The 23,012-nt window shown below is 53.6% G+C and carries 22 protein-coding genes, 1 tRNA gene, 1 riboswitch and 1 other annotated feature; of the genes, 13 read left to right on the forward strand and 10 right to left on the reverse strand.

The annotated features are described in order from the left end of the window. Positions 1-558, reverse strand: a complete 558-nt coding sequence (locus BN3277_RS15925; RefSeq protein WP_059044246.1) for a ComEA family DNA-binding protein — start codon at positions 556-558, stop codon at positions 1-3. A gap of 214 nt (positions 559-772) precedes the next feature. On the opposite strand from BN3277_RS15925, the gene comER reads away from it, so the two are divergent. Then, positions 773-1,708 carry a late competence protein ComER gene (gene comER / locus BN3277_RS15930; RefSeq protein ID WP_059044248.1) on the forward strand — a complete coding sequence of 312 codons (936 nt, stop codon included), beginning with the start codon at positions 773-775 and terminating at the stop codon, positions 1,706-1,708. A gap of 30 nt (positions 1,709-1,738) precedes the next feature. On the opposite strand, the gene leuS is transcribed toward comER, so the two are convergent. Continuing rightward, positions 1,739-4,180, reverse strand: a complete 2,442-nt coding sequence (leuS, locus tag BN3277_RS15935) for a leucine--tRNA ligase (RefSeq protein WP_059044250.1) — start codon at positions 4,178-4,180, stop codon at positions 1,739-1,741. Between the two features lie 93 nt (positions 4,181-4,273). After that, positions 4,274-4,491: a binding site (T-box leader), on the reverse strand. Between the two features lie 164 nt (positions 4,492-4,655). Here leuS and BN3277_RS15940 point away from each other — a divergent pair. The 3 genes from BN3277_RS15940 (at position 4,656) to BN3277_RS15945 (ending at position 5,410) form a co-directional block, all read left to right on the forward strand. After that, positions 4,656-4,729: transfer RNA gene (locus BN3277_RS15940), tRNA-Pro, on the forward strand. Between the two features lie 192 nt (positions 4,730-4,921). Continuing rightward, positions 4,922-5,005, forward strand: coding sequence for a putative holin-like toxin (locus BN3277_RS26070; protein WP_221928479.1), 84 nt, complete (start codon positions 4,922-4,924; stop codon positions 5,003-5,005). 210 nt (positions 5,006-5,215) lie between these two features. Beyond that, a complete protein-coding gene (locus BN3277_RS15945; protein WP_059044252.1) occupies positions 5,216-5,410 on the forward strand; it encodes a DUF6199 family natural product biosynthesis protein in 195 nt (64 codons plus the stop codon). Between the two features lie 91 nt (positions 5,411-5,501). Here the strand turns inward: BN3277_RS15945 and BN3277_RS15950 are convergent, their stop codons facing one another. The 3 genes from BN3277_RS15950 to BN3277_RS15960 form a co-directional block, all read right to left on the reverse strand. Further along, a complete protein-coding gene (locus BN3277_RS15950; RefSeq protein ID WP_059044254.1) occupies positions 5,502-6,293 on the reverse strand; it encodes an SDR family NAD(P)-dependent oxidoreductase in 792 nt (263 codons plus the stop codon). A gap of 153 nt (positions 6,294-6,446) precedes the next feature. Next, positions 6,447-7,454, reverse strand: a complete 1,008-nt coding sequence (locus BN3277_RS15955) for an AraC family transcriptional regulator (protein WP_059044256.1) — start codon at positions 7,452-7,454, stop codon at positions 6,447-6,449. A gap of 98 nt (positions 7,455-7,552) precedes the next feature. After that, complete coding sequence (locus BN3277_RS15960; protein WP_059044258.1) at positions 7,553-8,476, reverse strand: FUSC family protein; 924 nt, start codon at positions 8,474-8,476, stop codon at positions 7,553-7,555. A 202-nt stretch (positions 8,477-8,678) separates the two neighbouring features. Further along, positions 8,679-8,781, forward strand: a riboswitch (TPP riboswitch). A gap of 113 nt (positions 8,782-8,894) precedes the next feature. Here BN3277_RS15960 and BN3277_RS15965 point away from each other — a divergent pair. From BN3277_RS15965 to thiH, 4 genes are read left to right on the forward strand one after another with little or no spacing between them, the layout of a single operon-like run. Continuing rightward, positions 8,895-9,539, forward strand: a complete 645-nt coding sequence (locus tag BN3277_RS15965) for a thiamine phosphate synthase (protein WP_059044260.1) — start codon at positions 8,895-8,897, stop codon at positions 9,537-9,539. Continuing rightward, on the forward strand, positions 9,521-9,748 hold the full coding sequence (thiS, locus tag BN3277_RS15970) for a sulfur carrier protein ThiS (protein ID WP_232436440.1): 228 nt from the start codon (positions 9,521-9,523) through the stop codon (positions 9,746-9,748). The genes BN3277_RS15965 and thiS overlap by 19 nt, the downstream gene beginning before the upstream one ends. A 5-nt stretch (positions 9,749-9,753) precedes the next feature. Continuing rightward, positions 9,754-10,539: a thiazole synthase gene (locus BN3277_RS15975; RefSeq protein WP_059044873.1), complete on the forward strand. Its 786-nt coding sequence runs from the start codon at positions 9,754-9,756 to the stop codon at positions 10,537-10,539. Next, positions 10,536-11,645 carry a 2-iminoacetate synthase ThiH gene (thiH, locus tag BN3277_RS15980; RefSeq protein ID WP_059044262.1) on the forward strand — a complete coding sequence of 370 codons (1,110 nt, stop codon included), beginning with the start codon at positions 10,536-10,538 and terminating at the stop codon, positions 11,643-11,645. The genes BN3277_RS15975 and thiH overlap by 4 nt, the downstream gene beginning before the upstream one ends. A 65-nt stretch (positions 11,646-11,710) precedes the next feature. On the opposite strand, the gene BN3277_RS15985 is transcribed toward thiH, so the two are convergent. Then, entirely contained in the window at positions 11,711-12,505 is a 795-nt protein-coding gene (locus tag BN3277_RS15985; RefSeq protein WP_198342959.1) for a helix-turn-helix domain-containing protein, read from the reverse strand. 197 nt (positions 12,506-12,702) lie between these two features. Further along, the gene (locus BN3277_RS15990) at positions 12,703-13,746 is read right to left on the reverse strand and encodes a YkvI family membrane protein (RefSeq protein WP_059044877.1); all 1,044 of its coding nucleotides are present in this window, start codon (positions 13,744-13,746) and stop codon (positions 12,703-12,705) included. A 152-nt stretch (positions 13,747-13,898) separates the two neighbouring features. On the opposite strand from BN3277_RS15990, the gene BN3277_RS15995 reads away from it, so the two are divergent. The 4 genes from BN3277_RS15995 to BN3277_RS16010 all read left to right on the forward strand — a co-directional run bounded on the left by BN3277_RS15995 (position 13,899) and on the right by BN3277_RS16010 (position 18,195). Next, on the forward strand, positions 13,899-14,726 hold the full coding sequence (locus tag BN3277_RS15995; protein WP_059044879.1) for an AraC family transcriptional regulator: 828 nt from the start codon (positions 13,899-13,901) through the stop codon (positions 14,724-14,726). Between the two features lie 116 nt (positions 14,727-14,842). After that, positions 14,843-16,003: a Gfo/Idh/MocA family protein gene (locus BN3277_RS16000; RefSeq protein WP_059044263.1), complete on the forward strand. Its 1,161-nt coding sequence runs from the start codon at positions 14,843-14,845 to the stop codon at positions 16,001-16,003. A gap of 357 nt (positions 16,004-16,360) precedes the next feature. Then, entirely contained in the window at positions 16,361-17,092 is a 732-nt protein-coding gene (locus BN3277_RS16005) for a ThuA domain-containing protein (protein ID WP_059044266.1), read from the forward strand. Continuing rightward, on the forward strand, positions 17,092-18,195 hold the full coding sequence (locus BN3277_RS16010) for a Gfo/Idh/MocA family protein (RefSeq protein ID WP_059044268.1): 1,104 nt from the start codon (positions 17,092-17,094) through the stop codon (positions 18,193-18,195). Before BN3277_RS16005 ends, BN3277_RS16010 begins: the two co-directional genes overlap by 1 nt. Before the next feature lie 69 nt (positions 18,196-18,264). On the opposite strand, the gene BN3277_RS16015 is transcribed toward BN3277_RS16010, so the two are convergent. Together BN3277_RS16015 and BN3277_RS16020 are read right to left on the reverse strand one after the other, a co-directional pair. Next, positions 18,265-18,624 carry a LytR/AlgR family response regulator transcription factor gene (locus BN3277_RS16015; protein WP_059044269.1) on the reverse strand — a complete coding sequence of 120 codons (360 nt, stop codon included), beginning with the start codon at positions 18,622-18,624 and terminating at the stop codon, positions 18,265-18,267. Continuing rightward, positions 18,599-21,721, reverse strand: a complete 3,123-nt coding sequence (locus BN3277_RS16020; protein WP_059044271.1) for an ATP-binding protein — start codon at positions 21,719-21,721, stop codon at positions 18,599-18,601. The genes BN3277_RS16015 and BN3277_RS16020 overlap by 26 nt, the downstream gene beginning before the upstream one ends. A 178-nt stretch (positions 21,722-21,899) precedes the next feature. On the opposite strand from BN3277_RS16020, the gene BN3277_RS16025 reads away from it, so the two are divergent. Beyond that, positions 21,900-22,139 (forward strand): hypothetical protein, encoded by a 240-nt coding sequence (locus BN3277_RS16025; protein ID WP_059044273.1) that lies wholly within the window; start codon positions 21,900-21,902, stop codon positions 22,137-22,139. A gap of 55 nt (positions 22,140-22,194) precedes the next feature. Here BN3277_RS16025 and BN3277_RS16030 read toward each other — a convergent pair whose 3' ends face one another. Further along, positions 22,195-22,977 carry an SDR family NAD(P)-dependent oxidoreductase gene (locus BN3277_RS16030; protein ID WP_059044275.1) on the reverse strand — a complete coding sequence of 261 codons (783 nt, stop codon included), beginning with the start codon at positions 22,975-22,977 and terminating at the stop codon, positions 22,195-22,197. Positions 22,978-23,012 lie beyond the last annotated feature (35 nt).

A 23,012-nucleotide genomic window follows, 5' to 3' on the forward strand; every position in this document is an offset into this window, starting at 1 on the left:
TTACAGCCCGATGTAAGGCTTCATTTTCTCCAACATTTTGTCTCCGATCCCTTTGACCTGGGTCAACTCTTCAATGGAGGTAAATGCGCCATGCGTATTGCGGTAATCCAGGATCGCCTGGGCTTTCTTCTCGCCGATCCCGGGAATCTCCTGCAGCTCGGCTAGTCCAGCCCGATTGATGCTGATCTTACCGGTTTCTACGGACTTGACGAGATCCCCGGCCTTATCCGTTGGGCTCGCGGTTGGGGATGCGGTGCCTACCGCTCCGGGCGCGGTTCCGCTACTCCCTGCTTCCGCAGCAGCTAAAGCCGGATTCCCTCCGGCTGTTGATGCCGTCGTTCCCGGACTGCCACCTGCTGCCGCTTCCCCAGTCGGGGCATTCACGACGCCAGAGCCTTTCCCCGCCGCGTTTTCCTCGGCCAACAGTGCCTGAACTTCGGCATTTACCGGCGTCCAGCCCTCGATCCCCACGGGCGGGCGAGCCCCTGTCGCTAGCAGCATCAACCCGGCGCCGATCGCAGCCGAAACGATCGCCGTTAATACGAGTTCCCTTCGCATCTGTAATCCACTCCCCTATGAAACATCTTAAAGGAATCCAACGATAGTCATGAAGATCCAATCAAGCTGCATACATATTTATACAGGTGAAGTAGAAACGGCAGAAGTCGGTTCGCGCTCCAGTCAAACTAACCGTTTATCTCACGTAAACGAAATGCGATCCACCTTATTGTTTTACCAAGATAGTGCGTTAAGCACGGAAAGGGGAAGCCGGATGAAAGTCGCCTTCATCGGTACCGGATCCATGGGAAGCCTGCTCATCGACGCATTTTTGCGTTCCGGCGCGCTGCTCCCGCATAACATTTGTGCCAGCAACCGCTCTCCCTACAAAACCAAATGGCTGGTTCAGCGCCATCCGGGTCTGCTGGTGTACGGCAGCAATGCCGAAGCCGCGCAGGGAAGCAAAATCGTCTTCTTGTGCGTCAAACCCCTGGATTACCCCGATGTTATCGCGGAACTCCGGGACGTGCTCGACGACAAACAAATCGTCGTGTCGATTACCAGCCCCGTTCAGATTGAAACTTTAGAAGAAGCTCTTCCCTCGAAAATCGCCAAGATCATTCCCAGCGTTACGCATTCCGTTCACAGCGGCGCTTCGCTCTGCATCTACGGCAAGCGGGTTCGTCCTGAAGACCGGCTGCTGCTGGAGCAGCTGATGTCCTCGATCAGCAAACCGATTACCCTCAAAGAAAGCGAAACCCGGATCGCATCGGATCTATCCAGCTGTGGACCGGCTTTCGTTGCGTATATGCTCCAGCTGTGGGCCGAGTCGGCCGCCGAGCGGACGGGAATCGGGTATGACGAAGCGATTGTGCTTGGCTCGGAAATGCTGCTGGGCACCGGAAAATTACTGACCGATGGCGGCCTGAGTCCGGAGGAGCTGATCGAGCGGGTTGCCGTTCCCGGAGGAGTTACCGCCGAAGGTATCGCCGTGCTCGACTCCGGTCTGCGCGGAGTTTTTGCCCGTCTGATTGAAACGACGCACCGCAAATATGACGACGATATCGGCAAGCTGCATGTGCTGTTTCACCCGGAGATTCCGGACACCTTGCCGCCGTCCGCAGATATTGCACCATCAGATTCGGAAAGGGAAGGCCCCCTTTCCGGCGTCAAACCGCCGGACGGATCGGGGGCAACCTCCATCTCCTGACCCAACTGCCACCCCCTCGGGTGGAAAAACTTATCCGACGACGATATTTACCAGCTTGCCTGGAACGGCAATCACTTTGCGAATCGTCTTCCCGGCCACCGCCTGCTGCACGTTCGGCAGGCTTAAGCTATGTTCCTGCATCGCTGCTTGATCCAGGTCCTTGGAAATCTTCGTGCGGTCTACGATTTTCCCGTTCACCTGCACGACGATTTCAACTTCGGCTTCCACCGTCCAAGCCTCGTCGTATGCCGGCCACTTCTCATACGTAATCGTATCGGCATGGCCAAGACGCTCCCACAGCTCTTCCGCCAAATGCGGTGCCAGCGGGGACAGCAGCTGTACGAAATTCTCAGCCGCTGCTTTCGGGACGGCGTCCGTCTTGTAAGCTTCGTTGACGAAAATCATCAGTTGGCTGATCGCTGTGTTAAAGCGCAGGTTCTCAAAATCTTCGGTCACTTTCTTAACCGTTTTGTGCCAAGTGCGTTTAAATTCGTCGCTTCCCCCGTCCGCCGTAATCTTCGGATTCAGGCTGCCGTCTTCGGCTACGAACAGACGCCATACGCGGGACAGGAAGCGGTGAATGCCTTCCACGCCGCTGGCATTCCATGGTTTGGTTGCTTCCAGCGGTCCCATAAACATTTCATAAACACGCAGCGTGTCCGCTCCATATTCGTTTACGATCTCATCCGGATTGATGACGTTGCCGCGGGATTTACTCATCTTCTCATTGTTAGTGCCGAGGATCATCCCTTGGTTCACCAGCTTATGGAAGGGTTCCTTCGTCGATACGACTCCAAGATCGTACAGCACTTTGTGCCAGAACCGGGCGTAGAGCAGATGAAGCACCGCGTGCTCGGCCCCGCCGATGTACAGGTCAACCGGCAGCCATTCCTGCTGCTTCTCTTTCGAGCACAGCTCTTTGTCGTTGTGTGGATCGATATAACGAAGGTAATACCAGCAGCTGCCGGCCCATTGCGGCATCGTGTTCGTCTCGCGACGGGCTGGCTTCCCGGTTTCCGGATCCACGGTGTTCACCCATTCGGTCACGTTCGCCAGCGGCGATTCCCCCGTGCCCGACGGTTTGATGGCGTCGACATCCGGCAGAACAAGCGGAAGCTGATCTTCCGGCACCGGCTTCATCGTGCCGTCTTCCAGATGCAGAATCGGAATCGGCTCGCCCCAATACCGTTGACGGCTGAACAACCAGTCGCGCAGGCGATATGTCACCTTGCCGCGGCCTTTGCCGTTCTCCTCCAGCCAGGAGATCATTTTCTTGATGCCCTCTTCTTTGCCTAATCCATTTAAGAAGCCGGAGTTGACGTGAGTACCGTCACCAGTATAGGCTTCCTTCGTTACATCGCCGCCTTCAACCACCTCAATGATCGGCAGATCAAACTGCTTGGCGAATTCGTAGTCGCGCTCATCGTGCCCCGGTACCGCCATAATCGCGCCGGTTCCGTAGCCCGCCAGCACATAGTCGGCAATCCAGATCGGCAGCTTCGCGCCGTTCACCGGGTTGATCGCGTAAGCGCCGGTAAATACCCCGGTTTTCTCCTTTGCCAAATCGGTACGCTCCAGGTCGCTCTTGCGTGCAGCTTGATCTTGATAAGCTTGAACCGCGTCACGCTGGGCATCAGTTGTGATCGCTTGGACCAGTTCATGCTCCGGCGCAAGCACCGCATAGGTGGCCCCAAACAGCGTATCCGGGCGCGTCGTAAAGACGGTCAGGGACGCGTCATATCCTTCGATCTCGAACACGACCTCGGCCCCTTCGGATTTGCCAATCCAGTTGCGTTGCATATCCTTGATGCTTTCCGACCAGTCCAGCTCCTCAAGGTCTTCGAGCAGCCGTTCGGCATATTCAGTAATTTTCAGCACCCATTGGCGCATCGGCTTGCGGATGACCGGATGGCCGCCGCGCTCACTCTTGCCGTCGATGACCTCTTCGTTCGCCAATACCGTTCCCAGCGCCGGGCACCAGTTCACCGGAACTTCGGCCACATAGGCCAGTCCTTTTTTATACAACTGGATAAAAATCCACTGCGTCCACTTGTAATAATCCGGATCGGTCGTGCTGATCTCGCGGTCCCAATCGTAGGAGAAGCCCAGCGATTTGATCTGGCGACGGAAATTGTTGATATTCTTGACCGTGATATCACGCGGATGTTCGCCCGTGTCGAGCGCATGCTGCTCCGCTGGCAAGCCGAAAGCGTCCCAACCCATCGGATGCAGCACGTTGTAACCGCGCATCCGTTTAAAACGGGAGACGATATCCGTGGCCGTATAGCCTTCCGGATGGCCTACGTGGAGGCCCGCCCCCGAAGGATAAGGGAACATGTCGAGCGCATAAAATTTCGGTTTACCCGATTCTTCCCGTGTTTTAAAGGTGTGATGCTCATCCCAGAAAGCCTGCCACTTTGGTTCGATGGCCTGGGCTCGGTAAACGTCATGGGGCACGTTGTGGTCCGCCATAATTCAAAATCCTCCTTGAACAACCAAGTATTTTCTAATTTTCTTCAACTACCATGTAAAATAAAAAAACCTCCCGATCCATAGCGTATGATCGCTAGGGACGAGAGGAAATTTCCCGTGGTACCACCCTAGTTAGCATCGGACATGCTTTGTCCTAGCTCCCTTTGCACCCTTAACGCGGGCAAAACGATGATGATTTGCGCATCATTACTCCAAGGCGAGTTCATCTGCATTCCCCAACCGGCTTGCACCCGACGCCGGCTCTCTGGATGGCGGAATCCCAAATTACTATTCCTCTTCAAAGTTCCACAATATAGAATTGGATTATCAACCATTATATAAATAATGCCACGGATCGTCAATGCCGGTTTGCTCATCCCCCGTTCGCAATTTTTTCACCGGTTGACCTCTTTACAGTTTCACTTAAAAGTGTATAATTTATTAATGTTTCCCCCAAAAATAATATTACTGCTAACGAGACGTGGCTCAGCTTGGTAGAGCGCTTGCTTCGGGAGCAAGAGGTCGCAGGTTCAAATCCTGTCGTCTCGATTCCGCTAATTACAGACAACAACCTATTGGATCTTTTCCAAAGGGGGTTGTCTTTTTCATGTTTATGTTCGAATCAAAGCATCAAAGTGTATCGGAAAACAACACCGATTTGCAAAATTATGGTATAATTGGACAAGCAATAGAATAGGCTTCAAGGGCGGTCGGCTAATCTCCCGGAAGGGAGGCGATGCCATGGAAGTTTATCAAGCATTGACGCTAATGATTTCATTCGCGACTTTAATTGTCCTGATACTTTCATTCCATAAACGCAAATAGACCGCCCTCGCCAAAGGTAAACGGTCTATTTGTCACTATTCCGTTATTGCCACCGCCCTTAAAAGCGGCTATTGCGCTGGAGTCGTGTTCGACGCACGGCTCCTTTTGGCTATAGTATACAGCATAATGTTGACTTTGTCATACGCCATCTTACATTTTGTCACCACCCTCGTATCTAACACTATTGTTTATATAAGGAGTTAGTTAATCATGGAAGTCATATTATTTTTATTTATCCTTCTTGCTTTGCTAAATATCTTTTTCCCTCGAATCTCTTGGTACATCAGCTATGGCTGGAAAATCAAAGGCGATGTTGAACCTAGTGATGCTTATCTGCTTATGACAAGAATAGGCAGCATTATAGCCCTGATTCTGCTGTACTTTTTCTGGTCTAGCTTCCCCTAACCTAAGGACAGTCTTCTATTAATAATTTTAGGGATGCCCCAACAAGCCTTTAACGGCTCTTGAGACATCCCCTACTATGTTCATCGGTTCCTTAAAAAATCGTAGGCACCATCCCCCCATCCATACGGATGGGCGAGCCTCTGAATGCCGAGGCATAAGGGCTGCATAAGAACACCGCTAGTCGGCCGATTTCAAAAGGGCGGATAAAACGCTGCAGCTCGGAATGCGCCAGGTTGGCGGCCATGAAAGTTTTCTCCTTGTCCGCAAACGTCATGCTCTCCGGATACATGTGCTCAATGATTTGCTGCACCTTTTCGGAAAGCGTAGGCCCCGGCATGATCGTATTCGTGGTAACCTCCGTTCCCGCCGTCAGTTTGGACAGGCTTTTAGAGAGCGACAATAACATGGATTTCGTCATCGCGTACTGAGGCATTTGCCCTGCGGGCATAACCGCTTCTTCGCTGGCCATAAACAGGATTCGGCCAAAGTTATTTTTCAACATCTGGGGCAAATAGAACTTGGTTAACGCGTTTGCGGCAAGAACGTTGGTCCGAAAATAATTCTCCCAAACCTCATCGCTTATATCCTCATAAGACATAATTTCATAGATCCCCATATTATGAATCAAAATATCCACCTCGGGATATTGCTCAAACAAAGCATTCCTATGCTGCGGGTCCACCAAATCTGCGGGAGCACCCAGCGGCGAAGTTGTCGGGCACTCCTGCTTTAACTCCTTCACCGTGCGTTCAACCTCTTCCGGGTCCCGGCCATTTACCAGTACATTTGCACCTTCCCGCGCAAGCTCGAAAGCAATGGCTCTCCCTATCCCCTTCGTCGACCCCGTAACTAACGCCGTTTTGTTCCCTAATCCCATATCCATGGATGCATGTCTCCTTCTGCTGTATTCACGACAAACCGGCAGGTGTTCAAAATCCACCCCTCCGATGTCTGGATAGAGATTATGTTACGGGGTCAGAAGTATTTGGTAACTAGCGTACAGCGACAAAATTCTTGGATCGGGCGCCACCCTCCTTCAGGTTGTTCTTCTCCCAAATTGAGCGGACCGCCAGTTTGAAGGTGTATCTCCCTCCCAGAGCCGGAAAGCGCGGTAAAAAGAGTTCTGGTCCTCATATCCAACCAAAAAAGCGACCTCTTTAATATTCAACTCCGGATTCGCCAAATACTCCCGGGCTTGTTCGTGCCGAGCCTGGTTCAGCAGTTGCTTGAACGTAGTGCCTTCGTCGGTCAATCGACGCTGCAAGGTACGGCCGCTCATTCCCAACTCGTTGGCTACAAAGCGAATGTCCAGATGTCCTTCACCCAAGCTGCGTTTGAGCGTCCGGCGGACCGCCGCAGAGACCAAGCTCGAGTGATTCTCTTCTATGGATTGATCCAAAACAGGGGTCAACATCTCCAACAGCTCCTGGTTATATGAAACAAACGGCCGATCCAAATCCCTTTGATGCAACGTCAACCGGTTTCGGGTTGAAGCGGTGGTGACCCGGCAGCCGAAATAAGCTTCCAATACCTCTACGTTGCCTACGGCACTGGAAAATTCTACGGCACAGGCACTGAGAGGCTGTCCGGTTCCCCGACGTCCAAGCTCAAGGAGAAAGACCATCGTGGTTCCGATCAGGACGGAAGGGCCGGAAGGCTCATCCGGTCCACGGTTCAGTTCTAAAGTACAGGATGTCCCCACTTCGGTAATCAGTAAGGTTTCCGGAGGGCACATCGTTTTATATCGCGCCATTCCGTGCAACGCCTCACGGTAATTACGGGCATGATAGGTTGCTAAAACGCTAGGCGGGTAGTGATCCGAATCAAATGTGGCGGCAAGCTTAATCATACTTTCGGCCGTATCCCCCATCAGGTCGGCATAGCTTTGCCATATCCGAAAATATTGCTCTGTGGTGACGGCGAGCGGATCTGTTAATCGAGTGAGCGGCACCCGGGCCCGGCTAGCAATCTCATAAGGATCGATGCCTAATCGCTGCACCCCAGACCATAAGCCAGGCGGGACGGTGATGCGTTCAACATTCATCAGTTAAAACTCTCCTTCGCTCTGCTTCACTAGGGTTCAAGGTTATGTTCAGTAGTATATAACAAGAAAGCAGCCTCCAGGGAGACTGCTTTCGCAAGTTACGATATTTTAAGCTCCGCTTTCGTCTGGAAACGGCCACGCTCCTTAATCGGAAGCGGCAATCCCAGCTTCTGCAGCTCGGTGTAGATCCAATCCGCATGGTACTCGTAGACGGTTTCGATTTTGTACTGCTGCTCTTCATTACGATTTCCTGCACCCGCTGAATCGCTTCGTTCATGCTCGGTGTCGACCAATAACTGTTGATGCTCGGTAAGCAGCTGCTGCAAAATCACCAAATGCTCATAGATATGGCGATAGGATTCAATTTCTTTGCCGATTTGCTCCATCGATTCGCTTAGGTCTCGAGTCAGATGAAATTCCTCTTTGCAAAGCTGATAATATTTCTCCAAACAACTCAGCTCCGCACGAAAGCTTTGCAAATCGACGGCTTCCCGACATGTCGTGATTTGACCGAACAAATCGGCCATCCGTTTGGCAACAGCTTTACGCGCCTTTTCCAAATCCGCTTCATGTTTCGGGGGAAAGACGACCAAATTGACGATAACGGCAACGGCAATCCCAATCAGTGTGTCCGTGATCCGGTTAATTCCATAAAATATCGGACTTTCGCCGGGCTGAAGATTTAACATAATGGCTAAAAAAACGATACAACCGATGGAGATCGACTTGTTCCATTTCAGCAAATTGCAGACATAGATCACGACGATGACACCCAAGGCGCAATACACCGCGTTTCCCGGCTCAATCATGGCAAAACCCGCACCCACGATCGCCCCAACAAAAGTCCCCATCGTCCGGTGTTTCCCGGCCGTAAATGAGTTGGTGACCGAATTTTCCATTGAAATGATCGTTGCGATCGCTGCGTAAAAAGGATATTCCAGGCGCATTAACGCTGCAACGATAACACACAAACAGATGGCTAGCCCCGTCTTAAGATTGCGCAAACCAATCGTCCATTTCAACCTCATCACTCCCCAATCAAGCTCCGACCGTATTATAAAGGATGTGTTTGATTCTCCTCAATTTAATTAAACATCACAGATCGGGTATTTTTGCAATAAATCGTGACATTTCCATGAAACTTTCTTGGAAGCATCAACTCCTCAACCTCCTGTTGTAATTATCTGGATCCCCGTGTATAGTAAACATGACAATTTCAAAAGGAATTAACACTAGGGGTGCCGTAAGGCTGAGACGAATCGGAAGATTCGGACCCTTTGAACCTGAATGGGGTAATACCTGCGTAGGGAAGTGGAGCGTTCAGTGAACATCAATCGGATATCGTCCGTTTAGGCAGATTTCTTCCGTTTTCTGAACTTAGCCCCCTCCTCGCGGAGGGGGCTTTTTTGGCTTTTCATCCTGCACTTGTAGGAGGTACCTATGATAAACCGAAATTTCACACAAACTGCGCCGGAGCTCCATCTGATCTCCACCTCCCCCATGGACATTCCTAAACTTCTTAGCGTGTCGTTGGCGGCCCTTCCCTACTTGGACTACATTCATGTGCGGGATAAACAGCTCACAGCAAAAGACCAGCTGGAAGTTATTCAACGGATGTTAGAATCAGGGATTCCGCTAGGCAAAATCGTTGTGAACGACCGCTTGGACGTCGCCCTAGCCACCCGAGTCGCGAACCTTCACTTAGCCGGACATAGTCTTCCGGTAGACGCCGCTCGTCCGTTAGCCGGAGGAATCCGCTTGGGCAGGTCGGTTCATTCGGTGGAAGAAGCGGTGAAGGCTGCGGCAGATGGAGCGGATTATTGCCTCTTCGGACATGTGTACGATTCATCCAGCAAACCCGGACTTCCCGGCCGGGGACTCGCCATGTTAACGGCTACGGCTAACGCTTGCCCGGTTCCCGTGATGGCGATTGGAGGCATCCATCCGGAGCAAACCGGAGAGATCATCCGCTGCGGGGCTCAGGGGATCGCCGTCATCACCGGGCTCTTTCAAGCACCGGACCCGGCGGAAGAAGCCTATGCTTACCGCAAAGCAATGCAGGCCGCATGGCTGGAAAGGAGGTGAACCACGTGCAGGTTCGTCTGAATGGGAATGAGACGAGGTTAAACGAAGGCAGCCTCACACTTGCAGATCTATTAGCCCAGCCTCCATGGCGAGACCGAAAGCTGCTAGTAGAACTCAACGGCACGGTTGTGAGAAAAGAAGACTACACTGTTACCCCTTTATCTGAAGGGGATCGCATTGAGCTAGTCCATTTTGTAGGAGGAGGTTGATCCGCGTGCAGGACTTATTCCATATTGGCGGCAAGGCTTTGTCCAGCCGTTTATTTATCGGTACCGGCAAATATAACCGCAACACCTTAATTCCCGAAGTGATCGAACGTTCAGGAGCAGAAGTCATTACCGTCGCGTTAAGAAGAGTGAATCCCGACTGGGAAGAGGAAAATCTGCTGCATCACATCCCTTCACACATGACGCTGCTACCGAACACCTCCGGCGCGCGTAACGCGGAAGAAGCGATCCGTATCGCCAGGCTGGCTAGAGCAGCAGACCTGGGGAATTGGATCAAGCTGGAGGTCATCCAGGATCAGCGATATCTGCTGCCCGACAACCTGGAGACGATCAAAGCGACCGAAGTGCTGGCCGCCGAAGGGTTCGTTGTCCTTCCCTATATGAGCCCGGATTTATCGGCGGCGCTCCGGTTAAGGGAGGCTGGGGCCGCTGCCGTCATGCCGCTTGGTTCACCGATCGGCAGCAACCGCGGATTGCGGACGAAGGAGCTGATCCAAATCCTGATCGAGGAAGCGGGATTGCCGGTGATCGTGGACGCCGGTATCGGCAAGCCGTCTGAAGCGGCGGAAGCGATGGAAATGGGGGCGGCGGCGGTCCTCTTGAACACCGCGATTGCAACCGCCCGAGATCCGCTTGGCATGGCCGAAGCGTTCCGCGCAGCCGTAGCTGCGGGCCGATTAGCTCATTTGGCCGGACTGGGGCCCGTGGAGCAAAACGCCGTGGCCTCCTCTCCGCTGACGGGCTTTCTGGATGAAGTGGGGGCCGAGGCATGAGCTTTTATGACATCCTGCAGACATGGGAAGCGTTCCCCTTTCAGCTACGGCTGCAAGGATATCGCGAAGTGGACGTACAGCGGGCGCTAGGCAAACCCAAGCTGGATGCGGAGGATCTGCTAGCCTTGCTGTCGCCTGCGGCCGGAAACCATCTGGAGGAAATGGCCCAGCGAGCCCGGCGCATCACCCAAAGCCAGTTCGGGAACGTGATCCAGCTGTTTACCCCGATGTACGTTTCCGATTATTGCGTAAACCACTGCGAGTATTGCAGCTTTAGCTCGATCTATGATTTTCCGCGAAAAAAGTTAGATATGCAGGAGGTCGACCGGGAGGCCGCTGCGATTGCAGCGACCGGCATCCGTCATATCCTGCTGTTAACCGGCGAATCCCGCAAAGATTCTCCGGTCGAATACTTAAGGGACTGCGTAAAGGTGCTGCGCAAACATTTTGCTTCGATTGGCATTGAAGTGAACCCGATGTCCGTCAGCGAATACCAAGAGCTGGGCACAGCAGGTGTAGATAGCTTAACGGTATTTCAGGAGGTTTATCATCGCGAAACGTATGCCAATCTCCATGTAAAAGGCCCCAAGCGCAATTATCGAAATCGGCTTGAGGCCCCGGAGCGCGGCTGCGAAGCTGGCTACCGCTCCGTGAATATCGGCGCATTGCTTGGCTTGTACGATTGGAGACGAGAGGCGTTTATCGCAGCTATGCACGCCGATTATTTACAAACCCGCTATCCCGGTTGTGAGATCAGCCTGTCGATTCCCCGATTCCGCCCTTATCTGGGGGATTTCCAACCGGATTCGGAGGTGACCGATCGGGCATTGGTGCAGGTCCTGCTCGCCTATCGTCTTTTTCTGCCTCGGGCCGGGATCACTTTGTCCAGCCGGGAGCCTGCCCGATTACGCGACAAGCTGGTCCATCTCGGAGTCACCAAAATGTCGGCTGGGGTATCCACCGCCGTTGGAGGTCACTCCCAAGAGGGAGGAACCCCGCAATTCGAAATTTCCGATGAACGCAGCGTATCCGAAATTCGCGAGATGCTTTACCGGAATGGATTGCAGCCAGTGTTTAAGGATTGGGATATCCTGGTCCCCAATTAATTCCGCAAACGATCCTAAAACAAGCCGGACCCTTCCCTGCATACAGGGACGGGTCCGGCTCTTCTCTATTTGCGAAAAATAGACGCCATCCATTCCACCAACGGGTTCCACATCTTCGGGTATTCCTGGTGGATCAGGTCTCTCACCTGGTTGGCCTGAACACCGGTAAAGTCACCGTTAGGGATGGTGAGTGAATAGGCTCCGCTGACGGCATCGCCGATGGCGATATGCCCGCTGGCATACCCCCCGATGGCAATCCTCGATGCGATAGCCATGCCGCCAATCGAATACACCCCAACGGCCAGGCCGCCAGATGCCAGCACGCCAACGGCGGCTCCGCCTGCCGCAATGAAACCTGCCGCAAAGCCGCCCAGCGCCAGAATCAAAGCTATAGCAATCGCTGCTAAGCTGATCAGCCCCGCGGCTACCACGCCCAGGCATAAACCTCCAAGCGCGATGAGCCCCAGCGATAAGACACCGATGGAAATATTGCCGATGGCGACGATGCCTTTGGCGACGTATATACCGCGCCCTACATTGATGTGCAGGAGCGGAACGCCAAACCAGGTTGCTTTACTTTTATATTCGTAGTGATACCGATAACGGGTCGCCGCAAGCCAATTGGGTTCCAGAGGTAACTGCTCACGCTGTTCCGCCGGCTCCCCCCGGACCAAATGATCCATGCTGACCTGAAACAGCTCGCATAAAGCGATCATTTTCTCCGTTTCCGGGTACGACTGACCCGATTCCCACTTTGAAACGGCTTGCCGCGATACGCCGATCGCTTCCGCCAGATTTTCCTGGGACATTCCTTTTTGTTTCCGATAGTTCTGCAGCTTCTCTGCAAAATCCATATGCATCACCCCGCCTCCATCATAGCTGCTCCTCCGTCCCCGAACCATCAAGTGAAGCTGGCAATCTGTCAACCACAGGTTGCGATTGGCTTAATTACAGGCTTATTGCTCGGGAAATGATCGATCTCCCCCAGTATAAACCAGCTGGCGAATCGGTTCCGTGAGATTTCTCAGCAGAGATGAGATAGAAAGCAAGTAGGAAGTTAACGTTTCGGCAACCGCCGGAACGCCAGTAACAGGAGCAGCAGCATCCCAACGTAACCAAAGATCGGATACAGATACGTTAACAAGGAGGCAAAACCGGCTTGGCTAATCAAAAAGCAAGCAAGCAAAACGGCGAACAAGGTTGCGTTTTTCGGGACTTTGTAGAGGCTTTGCAATTGTCTTGTGACCCCAAATACGTTTCCGATCAGCGTCGTGAAGATTTCGCCGTAAATTACCAGCAAGAACAGAACGTGCAGAAACGGTCCTAAATCATGGACGATTTCAGCCATCGGAATATCGTAGCCCAGCATCTCGGGCATCCGGGAATTCATAGCGAAATGGTAGATCAGCAGCATCGCTCCAAGTCCGATCCCCCCCCAGATCCCTCCCCATTTCAAGATGCTCTCCTCTCGAACCTCGCTGCCCAACGGAACCATTACCGCCTGGATAAAAGCAAAATTTAAGGCCGCATAAATAAACGGACTTAACACCCAGTGGTAATCTCCCAACTGCTGAAGCTGCCAATGATTTAAGCCGAGCAGTCCTTCCGGCTCAATCGCCCGGAACGCAATCAAGCTTGTAAACAGAAGAATCATCGGCACGACAAGCGCATTTACAATCACGATGCCGTTCATTTCCTTGGTCATAACCAGGTAGCTTAACCCGATGCTGATCACGATCCCTAGTTGATATGGAAGCTGAAGCTGTTCGGCGAATATCGATCCGGTGCCGGACAACATGACGGCGGTCACCCCTAGTAGAATCAACAGCGTCAGAAGATTGGCAACTTTACCGAATACGCGGCCAAACAGGTGATCGTTAAATTCCTGGTACGAAAAGGCTTGAATGCGATGGGCGTATAGCATCATTTTGGTCCCCAACCACATAAATAGTAAAGTGGACACAATAATGCCTACCGTTCCCACCGTGCCGTACAGCGTAAAAAACTGCATGATCGATTGTCCCGACGCAAAACCCGCGCCCACGACCGTACCGATGTAGGTTACGGCAATTTGAAAAATTTTGACCCATCGATCATTCATATATCCTCCATAATTGCCATTTTTTATATCCCGCATTTTCATCCTATGTCCAAGCCTTTCCTTCTATTCCCGAAATAAAAAAGAGGAATCTTCCGCCGAAATGCAGTACATTTAGGAGGGTATTCTATCTCAAACGACGCGGAGTGAAGCACGTGAAATCGTTCTATCAAAACTGGAAACTGGATCCCGAGCTTCCGATGGACATCTACCGAAGCACGAACATTACGTTCTATCCCCATTTCCACGCCGAGATTGAGTTTATCTATGTCGTATCGGGAGCGATTCGGATCGGCGTAAACGAAGAAAGCCGCCTGCTCCGACAAGGCGACATGGTGATTTGCAGCAGCAACGACATTCATTACTTCGACAGTCGAGGATTGGAGTCGGAAATTATCATTTTGATCTGCAAACCGGAATGGATCACGATGTCCAAGAGCTGGCCGGTCGACTTCCGGTTCGCCTCCCCTTATATCTCGGCGGATACTCCGGGGCTGAACATGGTTAAAATCATATTGGACGAGCTGATCCAAGAGAGGGATGAAAGACAACCCGGTTACCCGTTGCTGCTGAAAGCCGGGATTGCCAGGCTGTACGGCGGCTTGCAAAGGTACGCGGACACTTTGCCGATGGATCGTTCCAGCAAGGAGAAATACGAATCCCGCCGGGCACGGATGCAGCAAATTTTGTCCTATATCGAGGACCATTACCAGGAGGATCTCAATGTGGTGGTGATGGCGGAGCATTTTTCGATGGAGCCTTCGCATTTCAGCCGATCCTTCAAAGCCGCTATCGGCATGAATTTTAAAACCTACCTCAACACGGTACGGGTGTTAAGCGCCGAGCATCAGCTGTTAAACAGCGACCTCAGCATCATGGAAATCGCCTTGGAGTGCGGGTTCAGCAGCATTCGTACGTTTAATCGCGTATTTAAGGAACTGCGGGGCTACACCCCGTCCAGCCTGCGCCGTCCAGAAAGCTAAAAAACGCATATTTTGTCCAGGTTTCCACATAAACTGGCGAGAGAAATCCAGGGAACCACTTTATAATGATTCTTGAAATGAGTGCAACTAACCTATCCGCGAAACGGAGGAATTCGATGAACTCGCTGCGTGTCGGAATGATCGGTTACAAATTTATGGGCAAAGCCCACAGCAACGCCTATCGGGCGCTGCCGATGTTTTTTCCCGGTGCTTTAAAGCCGGAGATGGCTGTATTGTGCGGCCGCAACGAGCAAGCGGTGCAAGAGGCCGCAGATCACCTGGGCTGGCGCGAAATCGTCACGGATTGGCGGGAGCTCGTCGCCAGGGAGGATATCGACCTGATCGACATCAACGCCCCCAGCGACGCTCACAAAGAAATCGCACTGGCAGCGGCTCGGGCGGGCAAGCATATTTTTTGCGAGAAACCGTTAGCGCTTACATTAAAAGATGCCCGAGAGATGCTTGCGGCGGCTGAAGAAGCCGGTGTCGCCCATATGGTTGGCTTCAACTATCGCTTCTCCCCGGCCGTCCAACTGGCCAAGAAGCTCGTACAAAGCGGTCGGCTGGGTAAGATCTACCATTTCCGAGCCTGGTTCCTGCAGGACTGGATCCTTGATCCGTCCTTCCCGCTCGTCTGGCGTTTGCAAAAGGACGTTGCCGGGTCCGGGTCTCACGGCGATTTGGGTGCGCATCTGATCGACCTCGCCCACTATTTGGTTGGGGACATCCAGGAAGTAATCGGCATGAGCGAGACGTTCATTAAGGAACGGCCGCTGGCCGAGAAGATGACGGGCCTTAGCGCCAAGAGCAACGCGGATGCGCCCAAAGGACCGGTCACGGTCGACGACGCCACGCTGTTCTTGGCTCGGTTTGCGAACGGTGCGCTGGGCAGCTTTGAAGCGACGCGGTTTGCCGCGGGCCACCGCTCGACCAATGCTTTTGAAATCAACGGCAGCCTGGGCAGCGTGAAATTCGACTTCGAGCGGATGAACGAGCTTGAGGTGTACTTCACCTCCGATGAGGCGGATGTCCAGGGGTTCCGGCGCGTGCTGGCGACCGATCCGGCGCACGCTTACGCCGAAGCCTGGTGGCCGCCAGGGCACACGATTGGCTTCGAGCACACGTTTACGCACGAGATACTTGAGCTGACGTCGGCGATTCGCGAGGGCCGCCAGCCAGTGCCAAGCTTCCGCGAGGGCGTGCAATGCCAGGCCGTGCTGGAAGCGGTAGAGCGCTCAGTCGCAGAACGGCGTTGGGTCGATATTTCGGAGATGTGAGGCGCTTCGGGGCCTGCGGCGTTGTGTGACCGTTCCGGGGAGCCCTGTCGGGGGTGGCTTGCCGGGTGCTACTTTCCGGACGTCCCTGAGCCGGCGACCCTCGTTCGGCATTCTAACGGACCACAGCGACCTTATTTGCTGATTTCCCGTTGATTTCCCATTGTAACGGACCCCAGTGACCTTATTGGGCTCATATTGCGAACAATCGGTTTGTTTGGACCCAAATAAGGTCGCCTCCGTCCGTTAGAATTCGCTACGACTCAAACGGAGATCAATAACGACTCTGGTGTCCGTTAGCTCACCTTTAAAATGTTTCCAGAGGAAACATACCTTATAAAGAGAGAAGGATAATCGAACATGAAAAAAGCATTAATCGTTTGGGGCGGCTGGGATGGACATGAACCGGAGCAGGTTGCCGGTATCTTTGCCCGCGTCCTGCGGGAGCATGCATTTGAAGTCGAGGTTTCCGACACCCTGGAAGCCTATGCCGATGCGGAGAAGTTGCTTGGACTGGATTTGATCGTGCCGGTATGGACGATGGGAACCATCGCTCAGGAGCTGGTGAATAACGTGTCGGCCGCGGTGCAGGCCGGAACCGGTTTGGCCGGCTGCCATGGCGGGATGTGCGATTCGTTCCGCAACAACGTGGATTGGCAGTTTATGACCGGCGGGCAATGGGTCGCCCACCCGGGCAACGACGGCGTGGATTACAAAGTCGAAATCATCGCCAATTCCAGTCCGCTCGTGGAAGGCATCGAAGACTTCCGTGTCCAAACGGAGCAATATTATCTGCATGTGGATCCTGCGGTAGAGGTACTCGCCACTACTCGCTTCCCAGTCGTCGATGGCCCTCACCGCCTGAACAGACCGGTGGATATGCCGGTCGTCTGGACGAAGCGCTGGGGAACCGGACGCGTGTATTATAATTCGTTGGGGCATCATGCTGACATCGTTGACCTGCCCCCAGTGAAGGAAATGATGACCCGAGGCATGCTCTGGGCCGCAGAAGGCAAACGGCTGGCCCTGGAGTCGCAAGGCGGCGAGGTGCGGAGCCAGAACCACTATACGGGCATGGGGGACAGCCAATAATGGACAAAATCAAGGTAGGAATAATCGGCTGCGGTAAAATCAGCGGGATCTACATGGAAAACTGCGCAAAGTTCGAAGCGCTGGATCTTGTGGCCTGCGCTGACCTCGACGTGAACCGGGCGCGGGAGCAGGCCAAGCAATATAACGTTCCCCGGGCTTGCTCGGTAGACGAGCTGCTGCAGGATCCCGACATCCAGATCGTGATCAACCTGACGATTCCGGCGGCACATGCCGAAGTTTGCCTGAAAGCGCTAGAAGCTGGCAAACATGTTTACGTGGAGAAGCCGCTGGCCGTGACGCGTGAGGAGGGATTGGCCGTCCTCGAAGCCGCACGCAAGCACGGGCTGATGGTTGGCAGCGCGCCGGAGACATTTTTTGGCGCCGGGATCCAGACGGCGTTGAAGCTGATCCAGGACGGAGTCATCGGCCGGCCCGTCTCTGCCGCGGCGTTTATGATGAGCCGCGGCCATGAGTTCTGGCATCCGGACCCGGAGTTTTATTATGCCAAAGGCGGCGGACCGATGTTTGATATGGGCCCCTATTATTTGACAGCCCTCATCCAATTGCTGGGCCCGATCAAACGGATCGCCGGCATGACCGGCAAAGCGCTGGAACAGCGTACGATCACCAGCGAGAAGAAGTACGGGCAAACGATCGAGGTCGAGGTGCCTACGCACGTCTCGGGCACGCTGCAATTTGCGCAAGGGGCGATTGCTACGCTAACGACCAGCTTTGATATTTTCGGCGGAAGCTCGCTGCCCCCGATCGAAATTCACGGGACCGAAGGCACCTTGCTCGTGCCCGATCCCAATTCCTTCGGCGGTCCGGTGAAGCTCCGCCGGACCGGCGAGGAGGCCTGGACCGAGGTGCCCCTGCTTCCGGGCTACGCTGAGAATAGCCGCGGCATCGGACCGGCCGACATGGCCAGCGCCTTGCTGCACGATCGGCCGCATCGCGCCAGCGGCGAGCTTGCCTATCACGTGCTGGAAGCGATGTGGGGCTTCCACGATGCCTCCGACGCGGGCACCTTCTACGAGATGCAAAGCACTTGCACCCCGCCCGCTGCATTGCCGCTGGATCTGGAGCCATATCAGCTCGACTAGCCGGATACTTACCCGCGCATAACCCAAAACACCCCTGATCTCTCAAGATCGGGGGTGTTTTGCGATCGCTTAGCCTAATTCGGATTTCTGCAGCACCTTCAATACCCGTTCCGCCGTTACCGGCTTCAGCAGATAATCCAACGCACTCCGCTCAAAAGCCTCTGCCGCATACGTATCATAGCCGGTGACAAACACGATATCCATAGCCTCGTCGAGCTCCTGAAGCAGACCCGAAAATGTCATACCACTGATTTCCGGCATGGAAATATCGAGAAAGGCGATATCGATCGGGTGAGACTTCGCGTATTCATAGGCCTCGCCAGGGACAAGAAAGGAGCGGCATTCGCCAACCTTCCCGCTTTCCCTCAGAATTCTCGATAATCGCTTGATGGATAATTCCTCATCATCCACGATCATGATTCGCAGCATGTGTGATCCCCCCCGTCCCAACGCTTGACCTCACCGCGGGAATCAAGAAGGAAATCGTCGTCCCCTGCCCCGGCGTGCTGGCGATTTGCAGGTCCTCCCCATAGAGCAGTCTGAGCCGTTGACTGATATTCCATAACCCGACCCCTTTCCGGTTCGTATCCCTCCCGCGAAGTTCCTCCAGCTTGTCCTCACGGATCCCTACCCCGTCATCCATAACGTAAAAATAGACTCCCGTATCCGGCAACTCTTTGGCCGCTAACTTGACCATTCCGCCTTGAAGCTTAGACATCACACCGTGCCGGATCGCATTCTCCACCAACGGCTGCAATACGAGCGGGGGAATCCGCAGCCCCGGATCGGCCTGCACCTCATATTCCACTTGCAGACGCGAGCCGAAGCGCGCTTGTTCGATATGCACATAGGCGGCGACCAGCTTCAGCTCGTTCTCCAACGTTGACAGCGAATCCAGCTGCTTAAAGTCAAAACTGCCTCGCAAATATTGGGACAGCTGCACTGTCAGTTCTTCCGCCTGTTCCGGGTCCTCCAGACATAGCTCAGCGATCGAATTCAGTGCATTGTACAAAAAGTGCGGGTTGATCTGCGACCGCAGGAAAGCTATTTCCGCATCCTTGGCCAGGTTAACGGAGGTTTTTAATTGAATCAAATTACGAACGCGTGCCAGCAGCTCCTCACTTTCAAACGGCATCCCAACAAAGTCATTCGCCCCATATTCAACAGATAATCTCATTTCATCCTCACGGTTCCGGGACGTCAAGACAAGCACCGGCAGTTCTACCGGGGATAATCGTTCACGAAGGGTGCGAAGCACCTCGTACCCGCTTAAATCCGGCAATGCGATGTCCAAGATTACCAGGAAAAAGGAATGGGCCTTAGCGAGTTCCTCTAGCGCAAGCTTTCCTCGGTTCACCGTAACCACCGCATGACCTTCCTGCTTTAACAGATTTCGAATGGACTGTTGGTTGGCAAAATCATTCTCCACGACTAAAATCGTTTCTTTGCCGGTTCCCGATACATACTGCGGGTATTCCACATCCAAACGGCCTCCCTGATCGCTTGGCTTCAATCGGTTATCCAGATGCACCGGCTGATCCGCGAGGGGCAGAGTAAAGACAAATGCCAAGCTCTGCCGATCCAGAAATTCCGTGTAAAGCGTTCCACCATGCAATTCGATCAGTTGCTTTGTCACGCTCAGGCCCAGTCCAGCACCACTTTCGAGAGGAGAACCGGAAGCCGCTAACCGCTCTAAAGAGGAGAACAAATCCTCCGGCAAATCGACCGGCTTTCCCAGCGCGTGAATATGGATTGTAACCCGGACAAGCCCGCCGATTGGCTCGCCTTGAATCTCGATGTCGCCTTGCTCCGCAAACTGGCTTGCCCCCCCAATTAATTGATGCAGGATTTGCAGCAGCCGGTTGCTATCGGCATACACCGGCGGAAAATCCTCCGGGATCTGGTTCACCCATTCTATCCGATTTCCGCTAAGTAAAAATCGATGGACCTGAATCACCGCAGCCACATGATCCCCTAAATTCAGAGCGGTGCGGAACAACCGGATATCGCCGTGCTTCATTTTGGAATAATCCAGCAGCTCATTAACCAAATAAGTCAGCCTCCGGCCGCTGTTTAACACGATGTTCAAATTCCAAGCCTGGGTCTGGTTGACCGGCCCTTCCACGCCTTTAAGCAGCGTATCCGCGATGTTTACGATAGCATGAAGTGGTTTTTTTAGCTCATGGGAGGTACTGGCCAAGAAGTCGTCCTTGATCCGGTCCAAGCGAATCAGCTGGTTTTTCATCCGGTCGACCGTTTGATAGGCCTCGAAAAACTTAAGCACAACCTGAACCACCATAATCAAGTTAAACAATACGAGATAAAATTGTTGGACCCATAACGTCTCTTTCCAGGAAAGGGCAAACAAAATCGTATCCAGCGAATACAGATTGATCGTAAGGATGGACAAGAACAGCAACAGCGATGGAAGCTGCTTCTCCTGCTGGCTGTTAATATAGATTGCGGCCGATTTGTACAACAGCCAGAAGCTCATCAGTTGGTAGATCAGCACGACGTAAGCCTGATACGGGTTATACATACGAATGGGCAGGACCGCGACGGCGACAGCAAATAGAGTTAACACGCCGATAACGCCCAGCAGTGCTCGCAGAGGAATGATGCGGTTTTGCAGCTTGTAGAAGAAGAGCGCCACAAAAATGAAACATCCCATAGTCACGATGTCTTTTATTTTGTACAACATTTCAAACGAAAGATCAGGAAGGAGGAGCGTAAGCGTCCTTTCGCCGGACAAGCCGTGATAAACGGAAAATAACAGGCAGATGCAGGCTGCCAAGAGCAAAGAGCTGTCCTTCTTCCGATATTTCGCCGCTACCGCATAACTGATGAAGAAAATGAGCGCCAACACGGCAAGTACAGCCAACGTGCTGAATTCCCTGGCCAGGTTGATTTTCAGGAAATGATCCATGGGCGCTTGCGGGCCAAAGTAGAGCGAAAACGGGATGCCGGAATTAATATAATCGAAGTTGGCAACCTGAACGATGATTTCAACCTCGCCCCGCTCGAGTGAAACCTGCGCGCTTTGCGGAATGTTCCCCGCTTCGTACGATTCCGCGCGTAAGCCAGGCGTCCCATCTTCGATCAGCTCGCGGCCGTTAACGTAAATCGTGCTGGCAAAACGGATATTTGTCTTCTTCAAGGTATAGATTCCACTATCCGGCAGATGCTTCAGAATAAGCCGGTATGTTGCCGCGCCGTAGGCGGGGAGATTGTAAGCGCCGACGGTCTTGACGTTCCAAGACCCCGGCACCGTTAAATAGGCATCCGGTAATCGTTTGGACGCTTGACGAAAATCATCCGGAACCAACAGCTGATCCCAATAAAATTCCCATTCCCCGTCCAGCTTGATTTTTTCCTGTTGGTCCGGGTCCCAACCCGCCAGATCCAGAACCCCGTGGCGAGCCTCCATCGTCTGGATCCGTGCTTCGCGGCCGTGTAGCATCGAGAAAGGGATAACCGACAGGAGTACGAAGCCTAGCAATATTAAGATTGTGATCCGCTTTAGCACGGGGACAACTCCTTCTTTTCACCGAAAAACTCAAGTGTCTACCATTTTATAGGCTTAGTAGGCAAGATGACAACACTAATATATGGAAGGAAAGGATCGGCATTCTGCCAAAACACGCATAGTCCAAACTCTGCACGCCATATAGATGAACAGTGATCACGGAGAGGAATGGGAACCGATGGTGGAGAGAAAACAACGTCCCTTTATTTTTGTGACGATCAGGGCATCGACGATTCGAAAGATCATTATTCTGGATTTTATCGCCGGAACCGGGCTTTACTACCTCATCAAGCTGGCAACCGCCAGCGTGCTGTTGGGCACGATGGGCAGCGCCGTGGGGACCGAGGTCATGAAGCGAATTCCCGTGACGAGGATGTTCCAACTAAATCAAGGGATCTCCCCTGTGAAAAAAGGCTGATCGCCGTATACACGACGATCAGCCTTTTAAATGAGCGGGTCCACCCGCCGACGCGTTACAACACCGCCGACGCGCCGCCGTCGATGTTCACCGCCGTGCCGGTCACATACGACGCCGCCTCGGACACCAAGAAGGTGATAACTTTCGCCGCCTCCTCCGTCTGGCCGATCCGGCCAAGCGGGATGCCGTGGCGCGGGTCGGTTGCAAACTGCTCCCACGTGAGCTCGGATGCGGCTTGGCGCCATTTTCGCTCGATTTGGTCGCTGCGGACCAACCCGATGCACACCGCATTCACGCGGATGCGATCGGCTGCCAAATCCTTGCTCATCGCCTTCGTCAAGGCCAGGCCCGCCGCCCGGCTGACCGATGTCGGCAATGAAGAGGCACCAGGTGCCTTGCCGCCGATGGCGGTGACGTTTAGAATCGCTCCGCCCCCCGCTTCACGCAGATGAGGCAGTGCGGCCCGGGAGAAATTCACCGCGCCAAGCAGCTTCAGATCCAAATCCGCGCCCCAAGCTTCGGCCTCAACCTTCTCGAACGGAGCTGCCGCCGACGTGCCGGCATTGTTCACGAGAATATCGAGGCCGCCAAAATGCTCGGCCGCCTGCTCCACTGCCCGACGCGCAGCCTCACCCGAAGCGACATCGGCGACGAGGACAAGCGCTTCGACTCCCGTCTTCGCACGGATGGCCTCCGCCGCTTCCCGCAGCGCCCCCTCATTCCGCGCAACGAGGGCCACTTGAGCACCTTCCGAAGCCAACGTGAGGGCGGTTGCCAGACCAATCCCCTTGCTGCCTCCGGTGATGATCGCCCGCTTCCCTTGCAGTCCAAGATCCACGTGAATCCCTCCTCGACGTTTTTTTACTACAAAGA

This window comes from Paenibacillus rubinfantis (genome assembly GCF_001486505.1).
Classification (GTDB): domain Bacteria; phylum Bacillota; class Bacilli; order Paenibacillales; family Paenibacillaceae; genus Fontibacillus; species Fontibacillus rubinfantis.